Origin of the sequence: Streptomyces chryseus, assembly GCF_014650755.1 — a bacterium.
GTDB classification, from domain to species: domain Bacteria; phylum Actinomycetota; class Actinomycetes; order Streptomycetales; family Streptomycetaceae; genus Streptomyces; species Streptomyces chryseus.
This window is the reverse complement of sequence record NZ_BMVO01000004.1, coordinates 314370-330408: the sequence shown is the minus strand read 5'-3', so window position 1 is coordinate 330408 and position 16039 is coordinate 314370. Positions and strand designations below refer to the sequence as shown.

Here is a 16039-nt window from a genome sequence, read left to right as displayed (position 1 = left end):
TGGCCGGGGACGCGGCCACCGGGCGCGGGGCCCCGGCCCGGCCGCGCCGGCGAGCCCGCTCAGGTCTCGCAGAGCATCCCGGTGCGGAGCTTGCCGAGGGTGCGCGACAGGAGGCGCGAGACGTGCATCTGCGAGATGCCCAGCTCGGCGCCGATCTCGGACTGCGTCATCTCCTGGCCGAAGCGCATCTCGATGATGTGCCGCTCGCGGTCGTCGAGCTCGCCGAGCAGCGGCGCCAGCGTGTGCAGGTCCTCGACCGTCTCCATGGCGGGGTCGGACTCGCCCAGCACGTCGGCGAAGGTGCGCGAGGCGGCGGCGCGGCCGTCCTCGCCGGGGTCGCTCGGCATGTCGAGGGAGCCTGCGGTGTAACCGTTGGAGGCCACGAGGCCTTCCACGATCTCGTCCTCGCTGAGCTTCAGGTGGTCGGCGAGTTCCTTGACCGTCGGATCCCGGTCCAGCGCGGTGCCGAGTTCCTCCTTGGCCTTGGCCAGCTCGACCCGCAGCTCCTGGAGTCGGCGGGGAACATGGACGGCCCAGGTCGTGTCGCGGAAGAACCGCTTGATCTCCCCGACGATGTAGGGGACGGCGAACGTCGCGAACTCCACCTCACGGGACAGGTCGAACCGGTCGATGGCCTTGATCAGACCGATCGTGCCGACCTGGACGATGTCCTCCATGTCACCGCTGCCGCGGTTGCGGAAGCGCCCCGCCGCGAACCGCACCAGGGAGAGGTTCATCTCGATCAGGGTGTTACGGGCGTACTGGTGCTCCGCAGTGCCCTCCTCCAGAACCTGGATCTGGTCGAAGAAGACCTTCGACAGACTGCGGGCGTCCTTCGGGGCCACCTTTCCCGCGTCCTCGATCCACGGCAGCTCGCTCGTGCCGGGGGCAGCCCCGGTACGAGAGCCCGTCGCGACCCGCGTCCGCGGAACCTCCGAATCACGCACCGGCGTTGTCGTCATGTTCCCGCCTCTCTCCTGATCGCTCCGTTCCTTCCGACTGCCCAGACATCCGCGTTGTATGTCTCCCGCCGCCGAATGGCGGACGGGAGTGCTCCCACGGGTACGGCTATCCGGCCGAAAGTTGACTGGAGGTGCCCGTGGTGCGGAAACGTCTTGATCAGACGTGCGCGCCATTGACAGCCTGTCAGGCCCCTGGAGGATTCTGTGGCGTTGTGATGCGCGACTGCCCACAGCTCTCGCCGGGACCCCTGGAGGACGTGTGACGCTCCGCCCGCGCCCGCTCGCCATGCTCGCCTGCGCTTCCGCTCTCGCCCTCGTACTCGGTGCCCCGGCCGTCGGCTCGGCCGCCGACGCGCCGGCAGGCAGGGGCCTGAGACCAGCGCCCGTCATCACCCCGACCCCGCAGGACATCCGTACGCGCGACGACCGTGTCACCGTCTCCCCGACGGTGACACTCGTCGCCGGCGCCAAAGCCGACGCCGGCGCCCTGAAGGTGACCCAGCAGGCCCTCCTCGACGCCGGCGCGCACCAGGTCGTACGCGGCGAGAAGCCCGTCTCCGGCCGGCTGACCGTCTACGTCGGCGGCCCGGGGGAGACCCCGCAGACCGCCGGCGCGCTCAGCGACCTCGGCATCGAAGGCCCCGGACAACTTCCCCCCGAGGGGTACGTCCTGGGCGTCGGTGAGCGCCGTATCGCCCTGTCCGGCAAGGACACGGCCGGTACGTACTACGCCGCCCAGTCGCTGCGCCAACTGCTGCCCGAGCGCAAGGGGCCCGGTGGGAAGGTGGCGGGGGCCGAGATCCGCGACTGGCCCACCACCTCGATCCGCGGTGTCATCGAGGGCTTCTACGGCATCCCGTGGACCCACGCGGCCCGCCTCGACCAGCTCGACTTCTACGGCGAGCACAAGATGAACATCTACGTGTACTCGCCCAAGGACGACCCGTACCTGCGCGAGCGGTGGCGCGAGCCGTACCCGTCGGCCCAGCTCGCGAAGATGCGGGAACTGGTCGAGCGGGCCCGCGCCCGGCACGTGGAGTTCACCTACGCGCTCTCGCCGGGGCTGAGCGTCTGCTACAGCTCCGAGGCCGACATCAAGGCGCTGACCGACAAGTTCGAGACGGTCTGGGACCTCGGCATCCGCACCTACGCCGTACCGCTCGACGACATCAGCTACACCAAGTGGAACTGCCAGGCCGACCAGGACAAGTGGGGCACGGGCGCCGCAGCCGCCGGCGCGGCCCAGGCGTACCTCCTCAACCGGGTCAACCGGGACTTCATCGCCACCCATCCGGGCGCCGCCCCGCTCCAGATGGTGCCGACGGAGTACTACAACGTCACCCCGTCGCCGTACAAGAAGGCCCTCGCCGAACAACTGGACGAGGACGTGGTGGTCGAGTGGACCGGTGTCGGGGTCATCGCGCCGGTGATAACGGTGGCGCAGGCGAAGGCCGCGCGTGACGTCTTCGCGCACCCGATCCTGCTCTGGGACAACTACCCGGTGAACGACTACGTCACCAACCGGCTGCTGCTCGGTCCGTACAACGGCCGGCAGAAGGGGATGCCGGCCGAACTCGGCTCCGGGGTCACCGCCAACCCCATGAACCAGGCGTACGCCTCGAAGCTCCCGCTGATGACGGTCGCCGACTACATGTGGAACGACGCGGTCTACGATCCGCGCACCTCGTGGCGGACGGCGATCTCCCTGTACGCGGACGGCGACGCGAGGGCCGAGAAGGCCCTGCGGACGTTCTCCGACGTCAACTACAGCTCCCGCATCAACGCCCAGCAGGCGCCGGACCTCGCCGGGGAGATCGCCCGGTTCTGGGACGCCGGGGAGTCCGCGGACGCGGCCGCGCTGGACAGTGCGCTGAAGGGGCTCCAGCAGGCGCCGGACGTCCTGCGCGAGCGGCTCGCCGAGCAGGAGTTCGTCACCGACAGCGCCCCCTGGCTCGACGCCGCCGAGGCGTGGGGCGTGGCGACGCGCGCCGCGCTGCGGCTGGTCGGGCTGGCCCGCGACGGAGAGGGCGCGGCGGCGTGGGACCAGCGGCAGCGGCTGCCCGCTCTCGTCGCCGCGGCGAAGTCCTTCACGTACACGGACCTGGAGGGGCGCAAGATCCCGGTCGTCGTGGGCGAGGGGGTCCTGGACAAGTTCACCGAGGACGCGGCCGCCGAGCACGACCGGGTGCTCGGCGTCACCGGAGCCGTCAAGGGCCTCACGAACCTGCCCACGTACCAGGGCAACACCGTCGCGCGGATGCTCGACGGCGACGACAGCACGTTCTTCTGGAGCAACCGCGCCACCGCCACCGGCGACCACGTGACGGTCGACCTGCGCAAGGAGCGCGAGATCGGCCGCATCTCGCTCGCCATGGGCAAGCCGGGAAGTGTGAACGACTACATGCGCCAGGGCGTGCTGGAGTACTCGACGGACGGCTCTTCCTGGGAACAGCTCGCGACGTTCTCCGGAAAGCCCGTCGTGACGGCGACGGCCCCGGCGGGCACCGAGGCGCGGTACGTACGGGCGCGCGCCACGGCGGGGCAGACGAACTGGCTCGTCGTGCGGGAGTTCGCCGTCGAGACGAAGGACGCGTCCGTGACGGGCGGACCACCGCCGGCGGCGGGCAGTGGCCTGCGCGCCGCGGCCGACGGAGACGTGACGAGCGTCTACCGCGCGGCGCGCGCCCCCGAACCGGACGAGGCGCTCCAGGTCGACCTCGGAGGGGCACGCGAGGTGCTGTCCGTGACCGTCCTGCGCCCGAAGGGCAGCACGGCGCACGCCGACGTGCAGGTCCGCGCGACGGACGGCGACTGGCGTACGGTCGGCGAGCTCGCCGGCGCCTACCGGCAGTTCACGGTGGGCGGTGACGCGGTGTCGGCCGTACGCCTGCTCTGGAGCGAGGGCGGGTCCGCGCCGCAGATCGCGGAGGTCGTCGTGCGGTAGCGGCTCTCCGCCACGGCGCGCGGCGCGGCTCCCGGGCGATCGGCCCGGGGGCCGCGCCGCGCCCGGCTGTGATCGCCGTCACCGGGAGCCGCTTTGCGCCCCCTTTACTATGGGTGGGCAGGGTCCTGGACCCTGCCGCCACATGTGAACCACCACACCTGAACGAAGAAGGAGCTGCGGTCCCGCAATGGGTGAGCCTCCCAGTACGAGCCGTGCCACGTCCGTCCCGTCGAACAGTGGGACGGAGGTGGCACGGTGACCGAAGTTCTCCTCCTGCTCCTCGCACTCGCACTCACTCTGGCGTGCGCGTTGTTCGTCGCGGCCGAGTTCTCGCTGACCACGATCGAGCGCGGTGAACTGGAGCGGGCCGCGCAGGCCGGTGAGCGGGGCGCCGCGAGCGCCCTGAAGGCGGCCAAGCGCCTCACCTTCCAGCTCTCCGGCGCCCAGCTCGGCATCACCGTGACCTCACTGGTCATCGGCATGCTCGCCGAGCCCTCCCTGGCCGTGCTGCTGCGCGGCCCCCTGGAGGCGGCGGGGCTGCCCGCCGGAGCCGTGTCCACCGTCGCGACGCTGCTCGGGGTGGCCGTGTCCACCGTGGTGCTGATGGTGGTCGGCGAGCTCGTGCCGAAGAACTGGGCGATCTCCAGTCCGCTGGCCGTCGCCAAGGTCGTGGCCGGCCCCCAGCGCGGGTTCACGGCGGCCTTCGGGCCCCTGATCCACCACCTCAACAACACCGCCAACCGCGTGGTGCGCCGCTTCGGCCTGGAACCCGCCGAGGAACTGGCGTCCGCCCGTACCCCGCAGGAACTGGTCGCCCTGGCGCGGCACTCCGCGCGTGAGGGCGCGATCGAGCAGGACTCGGCCGAGCTGTTCGTCCGCACCCTGCACCTGGGCGAGCTGACCGCCGAGAACGTCATGACGCCGCGCGTGGACGTCCAGGCCCTGGAGGCCCGCGCCACCGCCGCCGACGCCGCCAACCTCACGCTGGCCACGGGGCTGTCCCGGTTCCCCGTCTACCGCGGGACCCTGGACGAGGTGATCGGCACCGTGCACATCCGCGACGTGCTGGCCCTGGACGAGACGAAGCGGGCCCGGACGCCGGTGACCGAGCTGGCCACCGAGCCCCTGCTGGTCCCGGACTCCCTCCCGGTGGACCGGATGCTCCAGCAGTTGCGCCACAGCCGGACCATGGCCGTGGTCATCGACGAGTACGGCGGTACGGCGGGCGTCGCCACGGTCGAGGACGTCGTCGAGGAGGTCGTCGGAGAGGTGCGCGACGAGCACGACCCGCACGAGCGCCCCGGCCTGGAGGCGGGCGCCCCGTCGGCCGAGGGCCGCGCGGTGTGGGAGGCGGACGGCAGCGTACGCCTGGACCAGCTCCTGGAGATCGGCTTCACCGCTCCGGACGGGCCGTACGAGACGCTCGCCGGGCTCGTCGCCACCCGCCTGGAACGCATTCCCGAACCCGCCGACCGGCTCGACGTGGACGACTGGAAGATCACCGTCCTGGACGTGGCGCACCACCGGGCCGACCGGGTCCGCATCACCGGGCCCGCGCACGCGCCGGCACCCGTTCCCGCACCCGCACCGGCATCCACGGTGAAGATCGCGGAGGAAGTCCGATGACCGCCTTCCAGCTCGCCGTGGGCGCGCTCACCCTGCTCACCAACGCGTTCTTCGTCGGCGCCGAGTTCGCCCTCATCTCCGTACGGCGCAGTCAGATCGAGCCGGAGGCCCTCCGGGGCAGCCGCCGCGCCAAGAGCGCCCTGTGGGGCCTGGAGCACCTGTCCGCCGTGATGGCCACCGCCCAGCTCGGCATCACGATCTCCTCGCTCGTCCTGGGCGCGGTCGCCGAACCGGCCATCGCCCACCTGCTGGAACCGCCGTTCCACGCGGTCGGCGTACCGGAGGCGCTGATCCACCCGATCGCGTTCGTGATCGCGCTGACGCTGGCGACGTACCTGCACATGCTCGTCGGCGAGATGATCCCGAAGAACATCGCGCTCGCCGCTCCGGCGCCCACCGCGCTGGCACTGGCGCCGGCGCTGGTGGCCCTGACCCGCGCCCTGCGGCCGGTCGTCTTCGGCATCAACGCGTTCGCCAACCTCCTGCTGCGGATGCTCGGCGTCGAACCGAAGAACGAGGTGGCGTCCGTCTACACCGACGACGAGCTGGCCCGCCTCGTCAAGGACTCCAGCGAGGCCGGCCTGCTCGCGCCGGCCGACGGCGAGCGGCTGCGCGACGCCCTGGAGCTGGGCAACCGCCCGGTGGGCGAGGTCATGGTGCCGCTCGGCCGGATCGTCACCGTCGACCACACCACCACGCCGCAGGAGCTGGAGCGGGCGGCGGCCACCTGGGGATTCTCCCGGCTGCCGGTGACCGGTCCGGGTGACGAGGTGCTGGGCTACCTGCACATCAAGGACGCCCTCGGTGTCGTCGAGCGCACCCGGCCGTTCCCGCGTGCCGCGCTGCACCCGGTGATCCGCGTGGAGATCGACACACCGCTGGACGACACCATGACCGCCATGCGCGCCGCGGGCACGCACCTGGCCGCCGTCACCGGCGGCAAGGGCACGGTCATCGGCTTCGTCACCATGGAGGACGTACTGGAGGAGCTCGTCGGTCCGGCGGCGAAGGGCGGCGCCCTGCCGGTCTGAGCCGGGCGCGGGATTGACAAACACCTTTGCCGATCCTGCAATGTCCCCATGGACGAAGAACCGGATCTCGACGGTGTACTGAACGGCGTGGGCCCGCGTCTGCGCAAGCTGCGCAAGGAGCGCGGGGCCACGCTCGCCGCCCTCTCCGAGGCGACGGGGATCTCGGTGAGCACCCTCTCCCGGCTGGAGTCCGGCGGGCGCAGGCCGACCCTGGAACTGCTGCTGCCGATCGCCCGCGCCCACCAGGTGCCGCTCGACGAACTGGTGGGCGCGCCGCCGGTCGGCGATCCGCGGGTGCGGACGAAGCCGATCGAGCGGGGCGGGCAGACGTACCTTCCGCTGACCCGCCAGCCCGGCGGGCTGCAGGCGTTCAAGGTGATCTCCCGGCGGTCCGGCGAGGAGCCGGAGCCCCGCACGCACGAGGGCTATGAGTGGCTGTACGTCCTGTCGGGCAGGCTGCGGGTGGTGCTGGGCCCGCACGATCTGGAGATCGGGCCCGGCGAGGCGGTGGAGTTCGACACGCGGGTGCCCCACTGGTTCGGGCCGGTGGGGGAGGCGCCCGCGGAGTTCCTGAGCCTGTTCGGGCCGCAGGGGGAGCGGATGCACGTGCGGGCCAGGCCGAAGTCCGGCTGATGTGGCCAAGACTGTTCCCATCGAGGCAAGCGACCGCTTAGTATGCGGGCGAGCGTGGTACTGCCTACGGTGTTGTGGAGGGTCTCGGATGCAGGCATGGCGAGTGCACGAGAACGGCGAGCCCGGCGAGGTGATGCGGCTCGACGAGGTCGAAAGGCCCACGCCGGGCGACGGGCAGCTCCTCCTGAGGGTGCGCGCCGCGAACATCAACTTCCCCGACGCCCTGCTGTGCCGAGGCCAGTACCAGGTCCGCCCCCCGCTGCCGTTCACCCCGGGCGTGGAGATCTGCGGCGAGACGCAGGACGGCCGCCGCGTGATCGCCACCCCGGCGCTGCCGCACGGAGGGTTCGCCGAGTACGTCGTCGTGGACGCGGCCACCGTGCTGCCCGCGCCCGAGTCGCTCGACGACGCCGAGGCGGCGGCCCTGCACATCGGTTACCAGACGGGCTGGTTCGGCCTGCACCGCCGGGCGCGCCTCCGGGCGGGGGAGACCCTGCTGGTGCACGCGGCGGCGGGCGGCGTCGGCAGCGCCGCCGTACAGCTCGGCAAGGCGGCGGGCGCCACCGTCATCGGCGTCGTCGGCGGCCCCGACAAGGCCCGCGTCGCGCGGGAGCTGGGCTGCGATCTGGTGATCGACCGGCGTACCGAGGACATCGTCGCCACGGTCAAGGAAGCCACCGGCGGGCGGGGCGCGGACGTCGTCTACGACCCGGTGGGCGGCGACGCGTACGCCAAGTCGGTCAAGTGCGTCGCCTTCGAGGGCCGCATCGTCGTGGTCGGCTTCGCGAGCGGCGAGATCCCCTCCCCGGGACTCAACCACGCCCTGGTGAAGAACTACGCGATCCTCGGCCTCCATTGGGGCCTCTACAACACCAAGGACCCGGCCGCGATCCTCGCCTGCCACGAGGAGCTGACCAAGCTGGCCGCCGAAGGCGCCGTCAAGCCGCTGGTCAGCGAGCGCGTGGCCATGAAGGACGCGGCGGACGCCGTCCAGCGCGTCGCCGACGGCACGACCACCGGCCGCGTGGTCGTCGTACCCGAGGGGGCGGCCCGATGACCGACGCGGCAGAAGTACGGGCACTGACCCAGGAGCTGCTGGCGGCCCATCCGCCGGCCACCACGGACCGCACGGACTTCCTCAGGGCGCGCTTCGACGCCGGACTCGCCTGGGTGCACTACCCGGCGGGTCTCGGCGGCCTCGGGGCGCCCCGCTCCCTGCAGGCCGTCGTCGACGCCGAGCTGGCGGCGGCCGGTGCGCCCGACAACGACCCGCGGCGCATCGGCATCGGCCTAGGTATGGCCGCGCCGACCATCCTGCGCTTCGGGACGGACGAGCAGAAGCAGAGCCTGCTGCGGCCCCTGTGGGTCGGCGAGGAGGTGTGGTGCCAGCTGTTCAGCGAGCCCGGCGCGGGCTCCGACCTCGCGGCGCTGGGCACGCGCGCGGTGCGCGACGGCGACGACTGGGTCGTCGACGGGCAGAAGGTGTGGACCTCCAGCGCCCACGTGGCGCGCTGGGCGATCCTCATCGCCCGTACGGACCCCGGCCTGCCCAAGCACCAGGGCATCACCTACTTCGTGTGCGACATGACCGACCCCGGGGTCGAGGTCAGGCCGCTGCGCCAGATCACCGGCGAGGCCGAGTTCAACGAGGTCTTCCTCACCGGCGTGCGCATCCCCGACAGCCGGCGCCTCGGCCCGGTCGGCGAGGGCTGGAAGGTCGCCCAGACCACCCTCATGAACGAACGCGTGTCGATCGGCGGCTCCCGCATCCCGCGCGAGGGCGGCATGATCGGCCCGGTCGCCCGGACCTGGCGCGAACGTCCCGAACTGCGCACCCACGACCTGCACCAGCGACTCCTGGACCTGTGGGTCGAGGCCGAGGTCGCCCGCCTCGCGGGCGAACGGCTGCGCCAGCAGCTCGTCGCCGGCCAGCCCGGCCCCGAGGGCTCGGGCATGAAGCTGGCCTTCGCCCGCCTCAACCAGGAGATCAGCGGCCTGGAGGTGGAACTGCGCGGCGAGGAAGGACTGTTGTACGACGACTGGACCATGCGCCGTCCCGAACTCGTCGACTTCACCGGCCGCGACGCCGGCTACCGCTACCTGCGCTCCAAGGGCAACAGCATCGAGGGCGGTACGAGCGAGGTGCTGCTCAACATCGTCGCCGAGCGCGTACTCGGCCTCCCGTCCGAGCCGCGCAGCGACAAGGACATCGCCTGGAAGGACCTCGCCCGATGACTGATCTGCTGTACTCCGAGGCCGAGGACGACCTGCGCGCGGCCGTACGCTCCCTCCTCGCCGCCCGCTGCGACGCGGCGGCCGTCCTGACCCGCGCGGAGTCCGACACCCCGTACGACCCGGGCCTCTGGGCCTCGCTGGCCACCGACATGGGCCTGGCGGGGCTCCTCGTGCCCGAGAAGCTCGGCGGCCAGGGCGCCACCCACCGCGAGGCGGCGGTGGTGCTGGAGGAGCTGGGACGCAGCGTCGCCCCGACCCCGTACCTCACCGGGGCGGTCGTCGCCGCCGAGACGCTGCTGGGCTGCCACGCCGAGAACCCCGCGAGCCCCGAGGCCGCGGCGGTCGCGGAGCTGCTCGGGGCGCTCGCGGACGGCCGTACGGTGGTGGCGCTCGCCGTTCCGCTGTCCGCCGCCCCCGGGGCCCACGTGCCGCGCGCGGTCCGGGCGGCCGACGGCTCGCTCAGCGGACGGGTCACCGCCGTCGCGGACGCGGCCGCCGCCAAGGTGCTGCTCGTACCGGCCGAGGACGGGCTGTACGCGGTGGAGACCGGGACGCCCGGCGTCACCGTCGAGTCGCTCACGCCGCTCGACCTGACCCGGCCGCTCGCCACCGTCGTCCTCGACGGGGCGCGCGGCCGCCGGCTCGCCGGCTCGGCGGACGCTCCCGTACGGCGCGGGCTGCTCGCCGGGGCCGGACTGCTCGCCTCGGAGCAACTGGGGCTCGCCGAGTGGTGCCTGGAGGAGACCGTCCGGTACACCCGCGACCGCAAGCAGTTCAACCGCCCGGTCGGGTCCTTCCAGGCGCTCAAGCACCGCATGGCGCAGCTGTGGCTGGAAGTCGTCTCGGCGCGGGCCGCCGCCCGCAACGCCGCCGACGCCCTGGCCACCGGCAGCCCGGACGCGCCCCTCGCGGTCGCGGTCGCGCAGACGTACTGCTCCCGGGTCGCGGTGCACGCGGCCGAGGAGTGCGTACAGCTGCACGGCGGCATCGGCATGACCTGGGAGCACCCCGCGCACCTCTACCTCAAGCGCGCCAAGTCCGACGCGATCGCCTTCGGCGCGCCGGGCCGCCACACGCAGGCGGTGGCGGAGCTCGTCGGCCTGCCGGCGCCCCAATAGGCGCTGACCTGCCCCGGTAAGGGGCAGTGGATCTAGCACCCCTTTACGTGAGGTTTAATTGCGACCGGTTCGCAATAACTGTTGATCTTGTTTAGGGGTGTGGAGAGCCATGCTGTCCCGATCGATACGTGGGGCGGCCGCCGCGACGCTGGCCGGAACCCTGGCCATCAGCGCGGCGGCCTGCTCGAAGCCGGGCGAGAGCGCGGCCGGACACGGCGCCGGGGACTCCGCGGTCGTCGGCATCGCGTACGAGCCCGAGACGCTCAGCCCGCTCCTCGGCTACGGCAAGGACGGCAACTCCAAGATCTTCGACGGACTGCTCACCTTCGACAAGGACATGAAGCTCAAGCCGGCCCTCGCCGCCGAGCTGCCCGAAGTCGCCGACGACGGCCGCACGTACACCTACACGCTGCGTCAGGGCGTGAAGTTCAGCGACGGCAAGCCCTTCACGTCGAAGGACGTGGTCTTCACCTACCGGACCATCCTCGACAAGAAGACGAACAACGCCTCCAAGACGGAGCTCGACGCCGTCGAGGACGTCAGGGCCGAGGGCGACCACAAGGTCGTCTTCACGCTCAAGTACCCGTACGCGCCGTTCGCCGAGCGCACGGTCCTTCCGATCGCTCCGGAGCACGTCGCCGGCGAGCAGGACGTCAACAGCGGTTCCTTCACGACGAAGCCGGTCGGCACCGGGCCGTACATCCTCACCGGCTGGTCCAAGGGCGAGAAGCTCAGCTTCAAGGCCAACCCCGGTTACTGGGGCGGCGAGCCCAAGGTGAAGAAGTTCACCATGGCGATCATCAAGGACGACGACGTGCGCGCCACACGGCTGCGCACCGGCGACCTCGACGGCGCCATCCTGCCGCCCAACCTCGCCAAGACCTTCAAGGACGACGACGGCAGGACGACGTACGCCGCCAGGTCCTTCGACTACCGCACCGTGACCCTGCCGACGCACAACAAGGTCGCGGGCGACACGGACGTACGGCGGGCTCTCGACGTCGCCGTCGACCGCCGCGCCATGGTCGACAAGATCCTGGAAGGCGCCGGCAAGCCGGCCTACGGTCCCGTGCCGACCGACAGCCCGTGGTTCGCCAAGGGCACCGAGCGCACGCACGACCTCGCCAAGGCGAAGAAGATCCTCGACGAGGCCGGGTGGAAGCCGGGCGCCGACGGCATCCGCGTCAAGGACGGCGTACGCGCGCAGTTCCCCCTCTGGTACCTCTCCGGGGACAAGCTCCGCCAGGATCACGCCCTCGCCTACGCGTCCGACGCGAAGAAGGCCGGCATCGACATCAAGACCCAGGCCGGCACCTGGGAGGTCATCATGCCGCGCATGAAGCACGACGCGGTGCTCGCGGGCGGCGGCGCGCCCGGCGACCCCGACTTCGACCAGTACACGCTGCTCCAGTCCTCCCTCGCGGGCGACGCCTTCAACAACATGGCGTGGTACGACAACCCCGCCGTCGACAAGGCGCTCAAGAAGGGCCGTGAGAGCGGCGAGACGGCCGATCGCAGGGCCGCGTACGACACCGTCCAGCGCGAGCTCGTGAAGGACCCCGGCTACACCTTCCTCACCCACATCGACCACCTGTACGTCGTCGACGACAAGTGGTCCGGGCTCACCACGCAGACCGAGCCGCACGACCACGGCCTGGCCTCCGGACCGTGGTGGAACGTCGAGGACTGGACACCGAAGAAGTGACACACCCCGGCCGGAAGCTCCCCTGGGGGCCGATGGCGAGGATGGCCGGGCGGCGGACCCTGTTCGCCGCCCCCGTCCTGCTGGTGGTGACGTTCGGCGTGTTCGCCGTCGCCGCCGCCTCGCCCTTCGACCCCGTCAAGGCATACGCGGGCACCGCGGGCCTCACCGCGTCGCAGGAGAACCTCGACCAGCTCCGGGTCAACCTCGGCGTCGACCAGCCGCTCGTCGAACGCTGGTGGAACTGGCTGACCTCCGCCGTCGCCGGGGACCTCGGCGACTCCAGCGTCATGCGGCAGCCCGTCACCGACGTCATCACCGAACGCCTCGGCTGGTCGGTGCTGCTCGCCGTCACCGCGTTCCTCGTCGCGATCCTGCTCGGCACGTCGCTGGGCGTACTGGCCGCGCGCCGGCAGGGCGGCTGGCTGGACCGGGCGGTCAGCTCGGCGGCGTACACCCTGGAAGCCGCGCCCGCCTTCTGGCTCGGCCTGCTCGCCATGTGGTTCTTCGCGCTGCGGCTGGGGGTCCTGCCCGCGGGCGGTCTGACCGACACCGACAGCGAGGTGGTGACGTTCGGGCAGGTCGCCACGCACCTGGTGCTGCCGGCGGCCGTTCTCGGCGTCTCGCAACTTCCCTGGTTCTTCCTCTACGTGCGCCAGGGCGTCGCCGACGCGCTGGAGGAGGACCCCGTACGCGGCGCACGCGCGCGTGGGCTCGACGAACGCACCGTGCTCCTCGGACACGCCCTGCGTTCCGGGATGCTCCCGATGCTCACCCTCGTCGGCTCGCGCGTGCCCGAACTCATCACCGGAGCGCTGCTCGTCGAGACGGTCTTCAGCTGGCCGGGCATCGCGGCGGCGACCGTACAGGCGGCGACTTCGGTGGACTTCCCGCTGCTCGCGGCCCTCACGGTGCTCGCCACCGCGGCGGTCCTCGCCGGAAACCTCCTCTCCGACCTGCTGTACGGACTGGCCGACCCGAGGGTGGGCTTCGATGGCTGAACTCGCTCCGAAGACCGCCGGGTGGCGATCCCACGGCCGCACGCGCCGCTCGACGCGCACGGTCCGCGTCCGCACCTCGGCCGTCGTCGTCGCGGCGGTGCTCCTCGCGGTCCTCGTCGTACCGCCCCTGGCCAACCTCGACCAACAGGCCGTCGACCTGTCGATGAAGCTACGGCCGCCGTCCTTGGCGCACCCCTTCGGCACGGACGACGTCGGCCGCGACCTGCTCCTGCGCTGCGTGTACGGGCTGCGCGTCTCCCTCCTGGTCGGGCTGGTGGCGGCGCTGGCCGCCACGATCATCGGTACGGCGGTGGGGGCGGCGGCAGCGGCGTTCGGCGGCTGGACGGACCGTGTGGTGATGCGGCTCGTCGACACCTTCTCGTCCGTCCCGCACCTGCTGCTCGGCATCTTCGTCGTCGCGATGTTCCGGCCCGGAGTGTGGCCGGTGATCGTGTCGGTGGCACTGACCCATTGGCTGTCCACGGCGCGCATCGTGCGCTCGGAGGTGCTGTCGCTGCGCTCGCGGCCGTACATCGACGCGGCGGTCTCGGGCGGCGCTTCACGGTGGCGGGTCGCCGTACGGCACCTGCTGCCCGGGGTGCTGCCACAGGCGGGACTCGCGGCCGTACTGATGGTCCCGCACGCCATGTGGCACGAGTCGGCGCTCTCCTTCCTCGGCCTCGGCCTGCCCACGCACCAGGCGAGCCTCGGCAACCTCGTGCAGTCGGCGCGCGGTTCGCTGCTCGCCGGCGACTGGTGGCCCACCCTCTTCCCCGGCCTCCTCCTGATCGTCCCGACCCTCGCCATCGCGGGCCTCGCGGGCGCCTGGCGGGAACGGATCAACCCGCGCCGCCGATCGGAGCTGATGCTGTGACGACGCCCCAGAACACCGACCGGGCCGCCTCCGCGACGACGGGGCGTTCCCGTGTGACGCCCGGCGCCGTTCCCGGGAACGCTCACCACGCGTCTTCGGAGCGTTCCCGGGAGCCCTCCGCGGCCGTTCCCGGGAACGCTCGTAACGCCCCCTCCGCCGTCGGCCGTTCCGCGTCGGAAGGCAGCCTCCAAACGCCACTGCTGTCGGTGCGCGGGCTGTCCGTGCGGTTCCGGATGCGGGGCGGGCGGCACATCGCCGCTGTCGCCGACGCCGACTTCGACCTGGCGCCGGGAGAGTGCCTCGCCCTGGTCGGCGAGAGCGGGTGCGGCAAGTCCGTGCTCGCCTCAGCGCTGCTCGGGCTGCTCCCGGGCAACGCGCAGACGGCCGGTTCCGCGCTCCTGGGTGACGTCGATCTGCTCACCGCCGACGAGCGCACCCTGGCGCGTACCGTACGGGGGCGCCGCGTCGGCCTCGTACCGCAGAGTCCCGCCGCGCACCTCACGCCCGTACGGACCGTCGGGGCGCAGCTCGCCGAGACGCTGCGCGCGCTGACCGGCACGCGCAAGCAGGACCTGCGCGCGGCGGCTCGTACGGCGGCCGAGCGGGCGGCGTTCCCCGCGGACCACCTCGACCGCTACCCGCACGAGCTGTCCGGCGGACTCGCGCAGCGCGCCGCGACCGCCCTCGCGCTCGTCGGCGACGCGCCCCTGCTGCTCGCCGACGAGCCGACCACCGGCCTCGACCGCGACCTCGTCGACCGTACCGTCGACGAACTGCGCCGCCACGTCGACGAGGGCCACGCCCTGCTGATGATCACCCACGACCTCGCCGCCGCCGAGCGCGTCGCCGACCGCGTCGCGGTGATGTACGCGGGAAGAATCGTCGAACTCGCCGACACCGCTCGCTTCTTCGGTACGCCCGGACCCCGGCACCCGTACGCCAGGGGCCTGCTGAACGCCCTTCCCGAGCGCGCTTTCACGCCGATCCCCGGCATGCCGCCCGAACTGGGCGACCTGCCCCCGGGGTGCGCCTTCGAAGCCCGCTGCACGTACGCCACCGACGCCTGCGCCGTGCGCCCGGCCTTCACGGACGGCGTCGCCTGCCACCACCCGCCGGCCGAGGAGCCCGCCCGTGCTTGAGCTCGACGCGATCACCGCAGGTTACGAGCGCGGGGCTCCGGTCGTCCGGGACGCGCACCTCACCGTCGCGGCCGGTGAGGCGGTCGGCCTGCTCGGGCCGAGCGGCTGCGGCAAGTCGACCCTCGCCAGGGTCGCCGCCCTGCTGCACCGCCCCGACGCCGGGACCGTCACCCTCGACGGCAGCCGCGTCACCGGCTGGCGCCACCGCGCCCCGCGCGGCCAGCGCACGGCGATCGGCGTCGTCTTCCAGCAGCCGCGGCTGTCCGCCGACCCCCGGCTGAGCCTGCGCGACCTGATCGCCGAGCCGCTGCGCGCCACCGGACGGCGCGACGAGGCGGCCGCCACGGTGCGGGAGCTGTCCCGGGCGACAGGACTGGGCGACGACCTCCTCGGCCGCCGCCCGCACGAGGTGAGCGACGGCCAGCTGCAACGCGCCTGCCTGGCCCGCGCCCTGGTGCTGCGCCCCCGCTGGCTGGTGTGCGACGAGATGACGGCCATGCTGGACGCGTCGACCACGGCGGCCCTGGTCGCGGTGGTCGAGACGTACCGGCGCGAGAGCGGCGCGGGCCTGCTCGCCGTGGGCCACGACCGTGTCCTCCTGGAGCGCTGGTGCGACCGTACGCTGCGCTGGGACGAGGTCGCGGCGGCCTGAGCGCGCGACAACACGCCCTGCAGGAACCCCGCCTGACGTCTTGGTGCCGGGCCTGAACCGCCGGCGACGGGTGGCGGAACTCTTGTCGTGACCCTGCCCATCGATGCGCCGCGGAGCCGATA

At 72.4% G+C, this 16039-nt stretch carries 13 protein-coding genes; 12 read left to right on the top strand and 1 reads right to left on the bottom strand.

The window, feature by feature from the left end; translation table 11 throughout:
- Window positions 1-59: 59 nt before the first annotated feature.
- A complete protein-coding gene (locus tag IE185_RS10525; RefSeq protein WP_138898061.1) occupies window positions 60-962 on the bottom strand; it encodes an RNA polymerase sigma factor SigF in 903 nt (300 codons plus the stop codon).
- Between the two features lie 286 nt (window positions 963-1248).
- Between IE185_RS10525 and IE185_RS10520 the strand changes: the two genes are divergently transcribed.
- The 12 genes from IE185_RS10520 to IE185_RS10465 all read left to right on the top strand — a co-directional run bounded on the left by IE185_RS10520 (window position 1249) and on the right by IE185_RS10465 (window position 15917).
- The gene (locus tag IE185_RS10520) at window positions 1249-3906 is read left to right on the top strand and encodes a glycoside hydrolase family 84 protein (RefSeq protein WP_189715051.1); all 2658 of its coding nucleotides are present in this window, start codon (window positions 1249-1251) and stop codon (window positions 3904-3906) included.
- A gap of 255 nt (window positions 3907-4161) precedes the next feature.
- Entirely contained in the window at window positions 4162-5532 is a 1371-nt protein-coding gene (locus IE185_RS10515; RefSeq protein WP_138895912.1) for a hemolysin family protein, read from the top strand.
- On the top strand, window positions 5529-6563 hold the full coding sequence (locus tag IE185_RS10510) for a hemolysin family protein (RefSeq protein ID WP_138895913.1): 1035 nt from the start codon (window positions 5529-5531) through the stop codon (window positions 6561-6563). The genes IE185_RS10515 and IE185_RS10510 overlap by 4 nt, the downstream gene beginning before the upstream one ends.
- A 48-nt stretch (window positions 6564-6611) precedes the next feature.
- Window positions 6612-7196, top strand: a complete 585-nt coding sequence (locus tag IE185_RS10505; RefSeq protein ID WP_138895914.1) for a helix-turn-helix domain-containing protein — start codon at window positions 6612-6614, stop codon at window positions 7194-7196.
- Between the two features lie 88 nt (window positions 7197-7284).
- Window positions 7285-8253, top strand: a complete 969-nt coding sequence (locus tag IE185_RS10500; RefSeq protein WP_138895915.1) for an NADPH:quinone oxidoreductase family protein — start codon at window positions 7285-7287, stop codon at window positions 8251-8253.
- Window positions 8250-9431, top strand: coding sequence for an acyl-CoA dehydrogenase family protein (locus IE185_RS10495; RefSeq protein WP_138895916.1), 1182 nt, complete (start codon window positions 8250-8252; stop codon window positions 9429-9431). Before IE185_RS10500 ends, IE185_RS10495 begins: the two co-directional genes overlap by 4 nt.
- Window positions 9428-10549, top strand: coding sequence for an acyl-CoA dehydrogenase family protein (locus IE185_RS10490; RefSeq protein ID WP_138895917.1), 1122 nt, complete (start codon window positions 9428-9430; stop codon window positions 10547-10549). Before IE185_RS10495 ends, IE185_RS10490 begins: the two co-directional genes overlap by 4 nt.
- Window positions 10550-10658: 109 nt before the next feature.
- The gene (locus IE185_RS10485; protein ID WP_138895918.1) at window positions 10659-12254 is read left to right on the top strand and encodes an ABC transporter substrate-binding protein; all 1596 of its coding nucleotides are present in this window, start codon (window positions 10659-10661) and stop codon (window positions 12252-12254) included.
- 32 nt (window positions 12255-12286) lie between these two features.
- Window positions 12287-13252, top strand: coding sequence for an ABC transporter permease (locus IE185_RS10480; RefSeq protein WP_138895922.1), 966 nt, complete (start codon window positions 12287-12289; stop codon window positions 13250-13252).
- Complete coding sequence (locus IE185_RS10475) at window positions 13245-14126, top strand: ABC transporter permease (RefSeq protein WP_138895919.1); 882 nt, start codon at window positions 13245-13247, stop codon at window positions 14124-14126. Before IE185_RS10480 ends, IE185_RS10475 begins: the two co-directional genes overlap by 8 nt.
- A gap of 233 nt (window positions 14127-14359) precedes the next feature.
- A complete protein-coding gene (locus tag IE185_RS10470; RefSeq protein ID WP_138895923.1) occupies window positions 14360-15265 on the top strand; it encodes an ABC transporter ATP-binding protein in 906 nt (301 codons plus the stop codon).
- Entirely contained in the window at window positions 15258-15917 is a 660-nt protein-coding gene (locus tag IE185_RS10465; protein ID WP_138895920.1) for an ABC transporter ATP-binding protein, read from the top strand. The genes IE185_RS10470 and IE185_RS10465 overlap by 8 nt, the downstream gene beginning before the upstream one ends.
- Window positions 15918-16039 lie beyond the last annotated feature (122 nt).

Coding starts and splice junctions, on each gene's coding strand:
- IE185_RS10480 (WP_138895922.1), top strand. CDS start 12,287: ATGGCGAGGATGGCCGGGCGGCGGACCCTGTTCGCCGCCCCCGTCCTG.
- IE185_RS10505 (WP_138895914.1), top strand. CDS start 6,612: ATGGACGAAGAACCGGATCTCGACGGTGTACTGAACGGCGTGGGCCCG.
- IE185_RS10520 (WP_189715051.1), top strand. CDS start 1,249: ATGCTCGCCTGCGCTTCCGCTCTCGCCCTCGTACTCGGTGCCCCGGCC.
- IE185_RS10495 (WP_138895916.1), top strand. CDS start 8,250: ATGACCGACGCGGCAGAAGTACGGGCACTGACCCAGGAGCTGCTGGCG.
- IE185_RS10485 (WP_138895918.1), top strand. CDS start 10,659: ATGCTGTCCCGATCGATACGTGGGGCGGCCGCCGCGACGCTGGCCGGA.
- IE185_RS10510 (WP_138895913.1), top strand. CDS start 5,529: ATGACCGCCTTCCAGCTCGCCGTGGGCGCGCTCACCCTGCTCACCAAC.
- IE185_RS10500 (WP_138895915.1), top strand. CDS start 7,285: ATGCAGGCATGGCGAGTGCACGAGAACGGCGAGCCCGGCGAGGTGATG.
- IE185_RS10475 (WP_138895919.1), top strand. CDS start 13,245: ATGGCTGAACTCGCTCCGAAGACCGCCGGGTGGCGATCCCACGGCCGC.
- IE185_RS10490 (WP_138895917.1), top strand. CDS start 9,428: ATGACTGATCTGCTGTACTCCGAGGCCGAGGACGACCTGCGCGCGGCC.
- IE185_RS10525 (WP_138898061.1), bottom strand. CDS start 962: ATGACGACAACGCCGGTGCGTGATTCGGAGGTTCCGCGGACGCGGGTC.
- IE185_RS10470 (WP_138895923.1), top strand. CDS start 14,360: ATGCGGGGCGGGCGGCACATCGCCGCTGTCGCCGACGCCGACTTCGAC.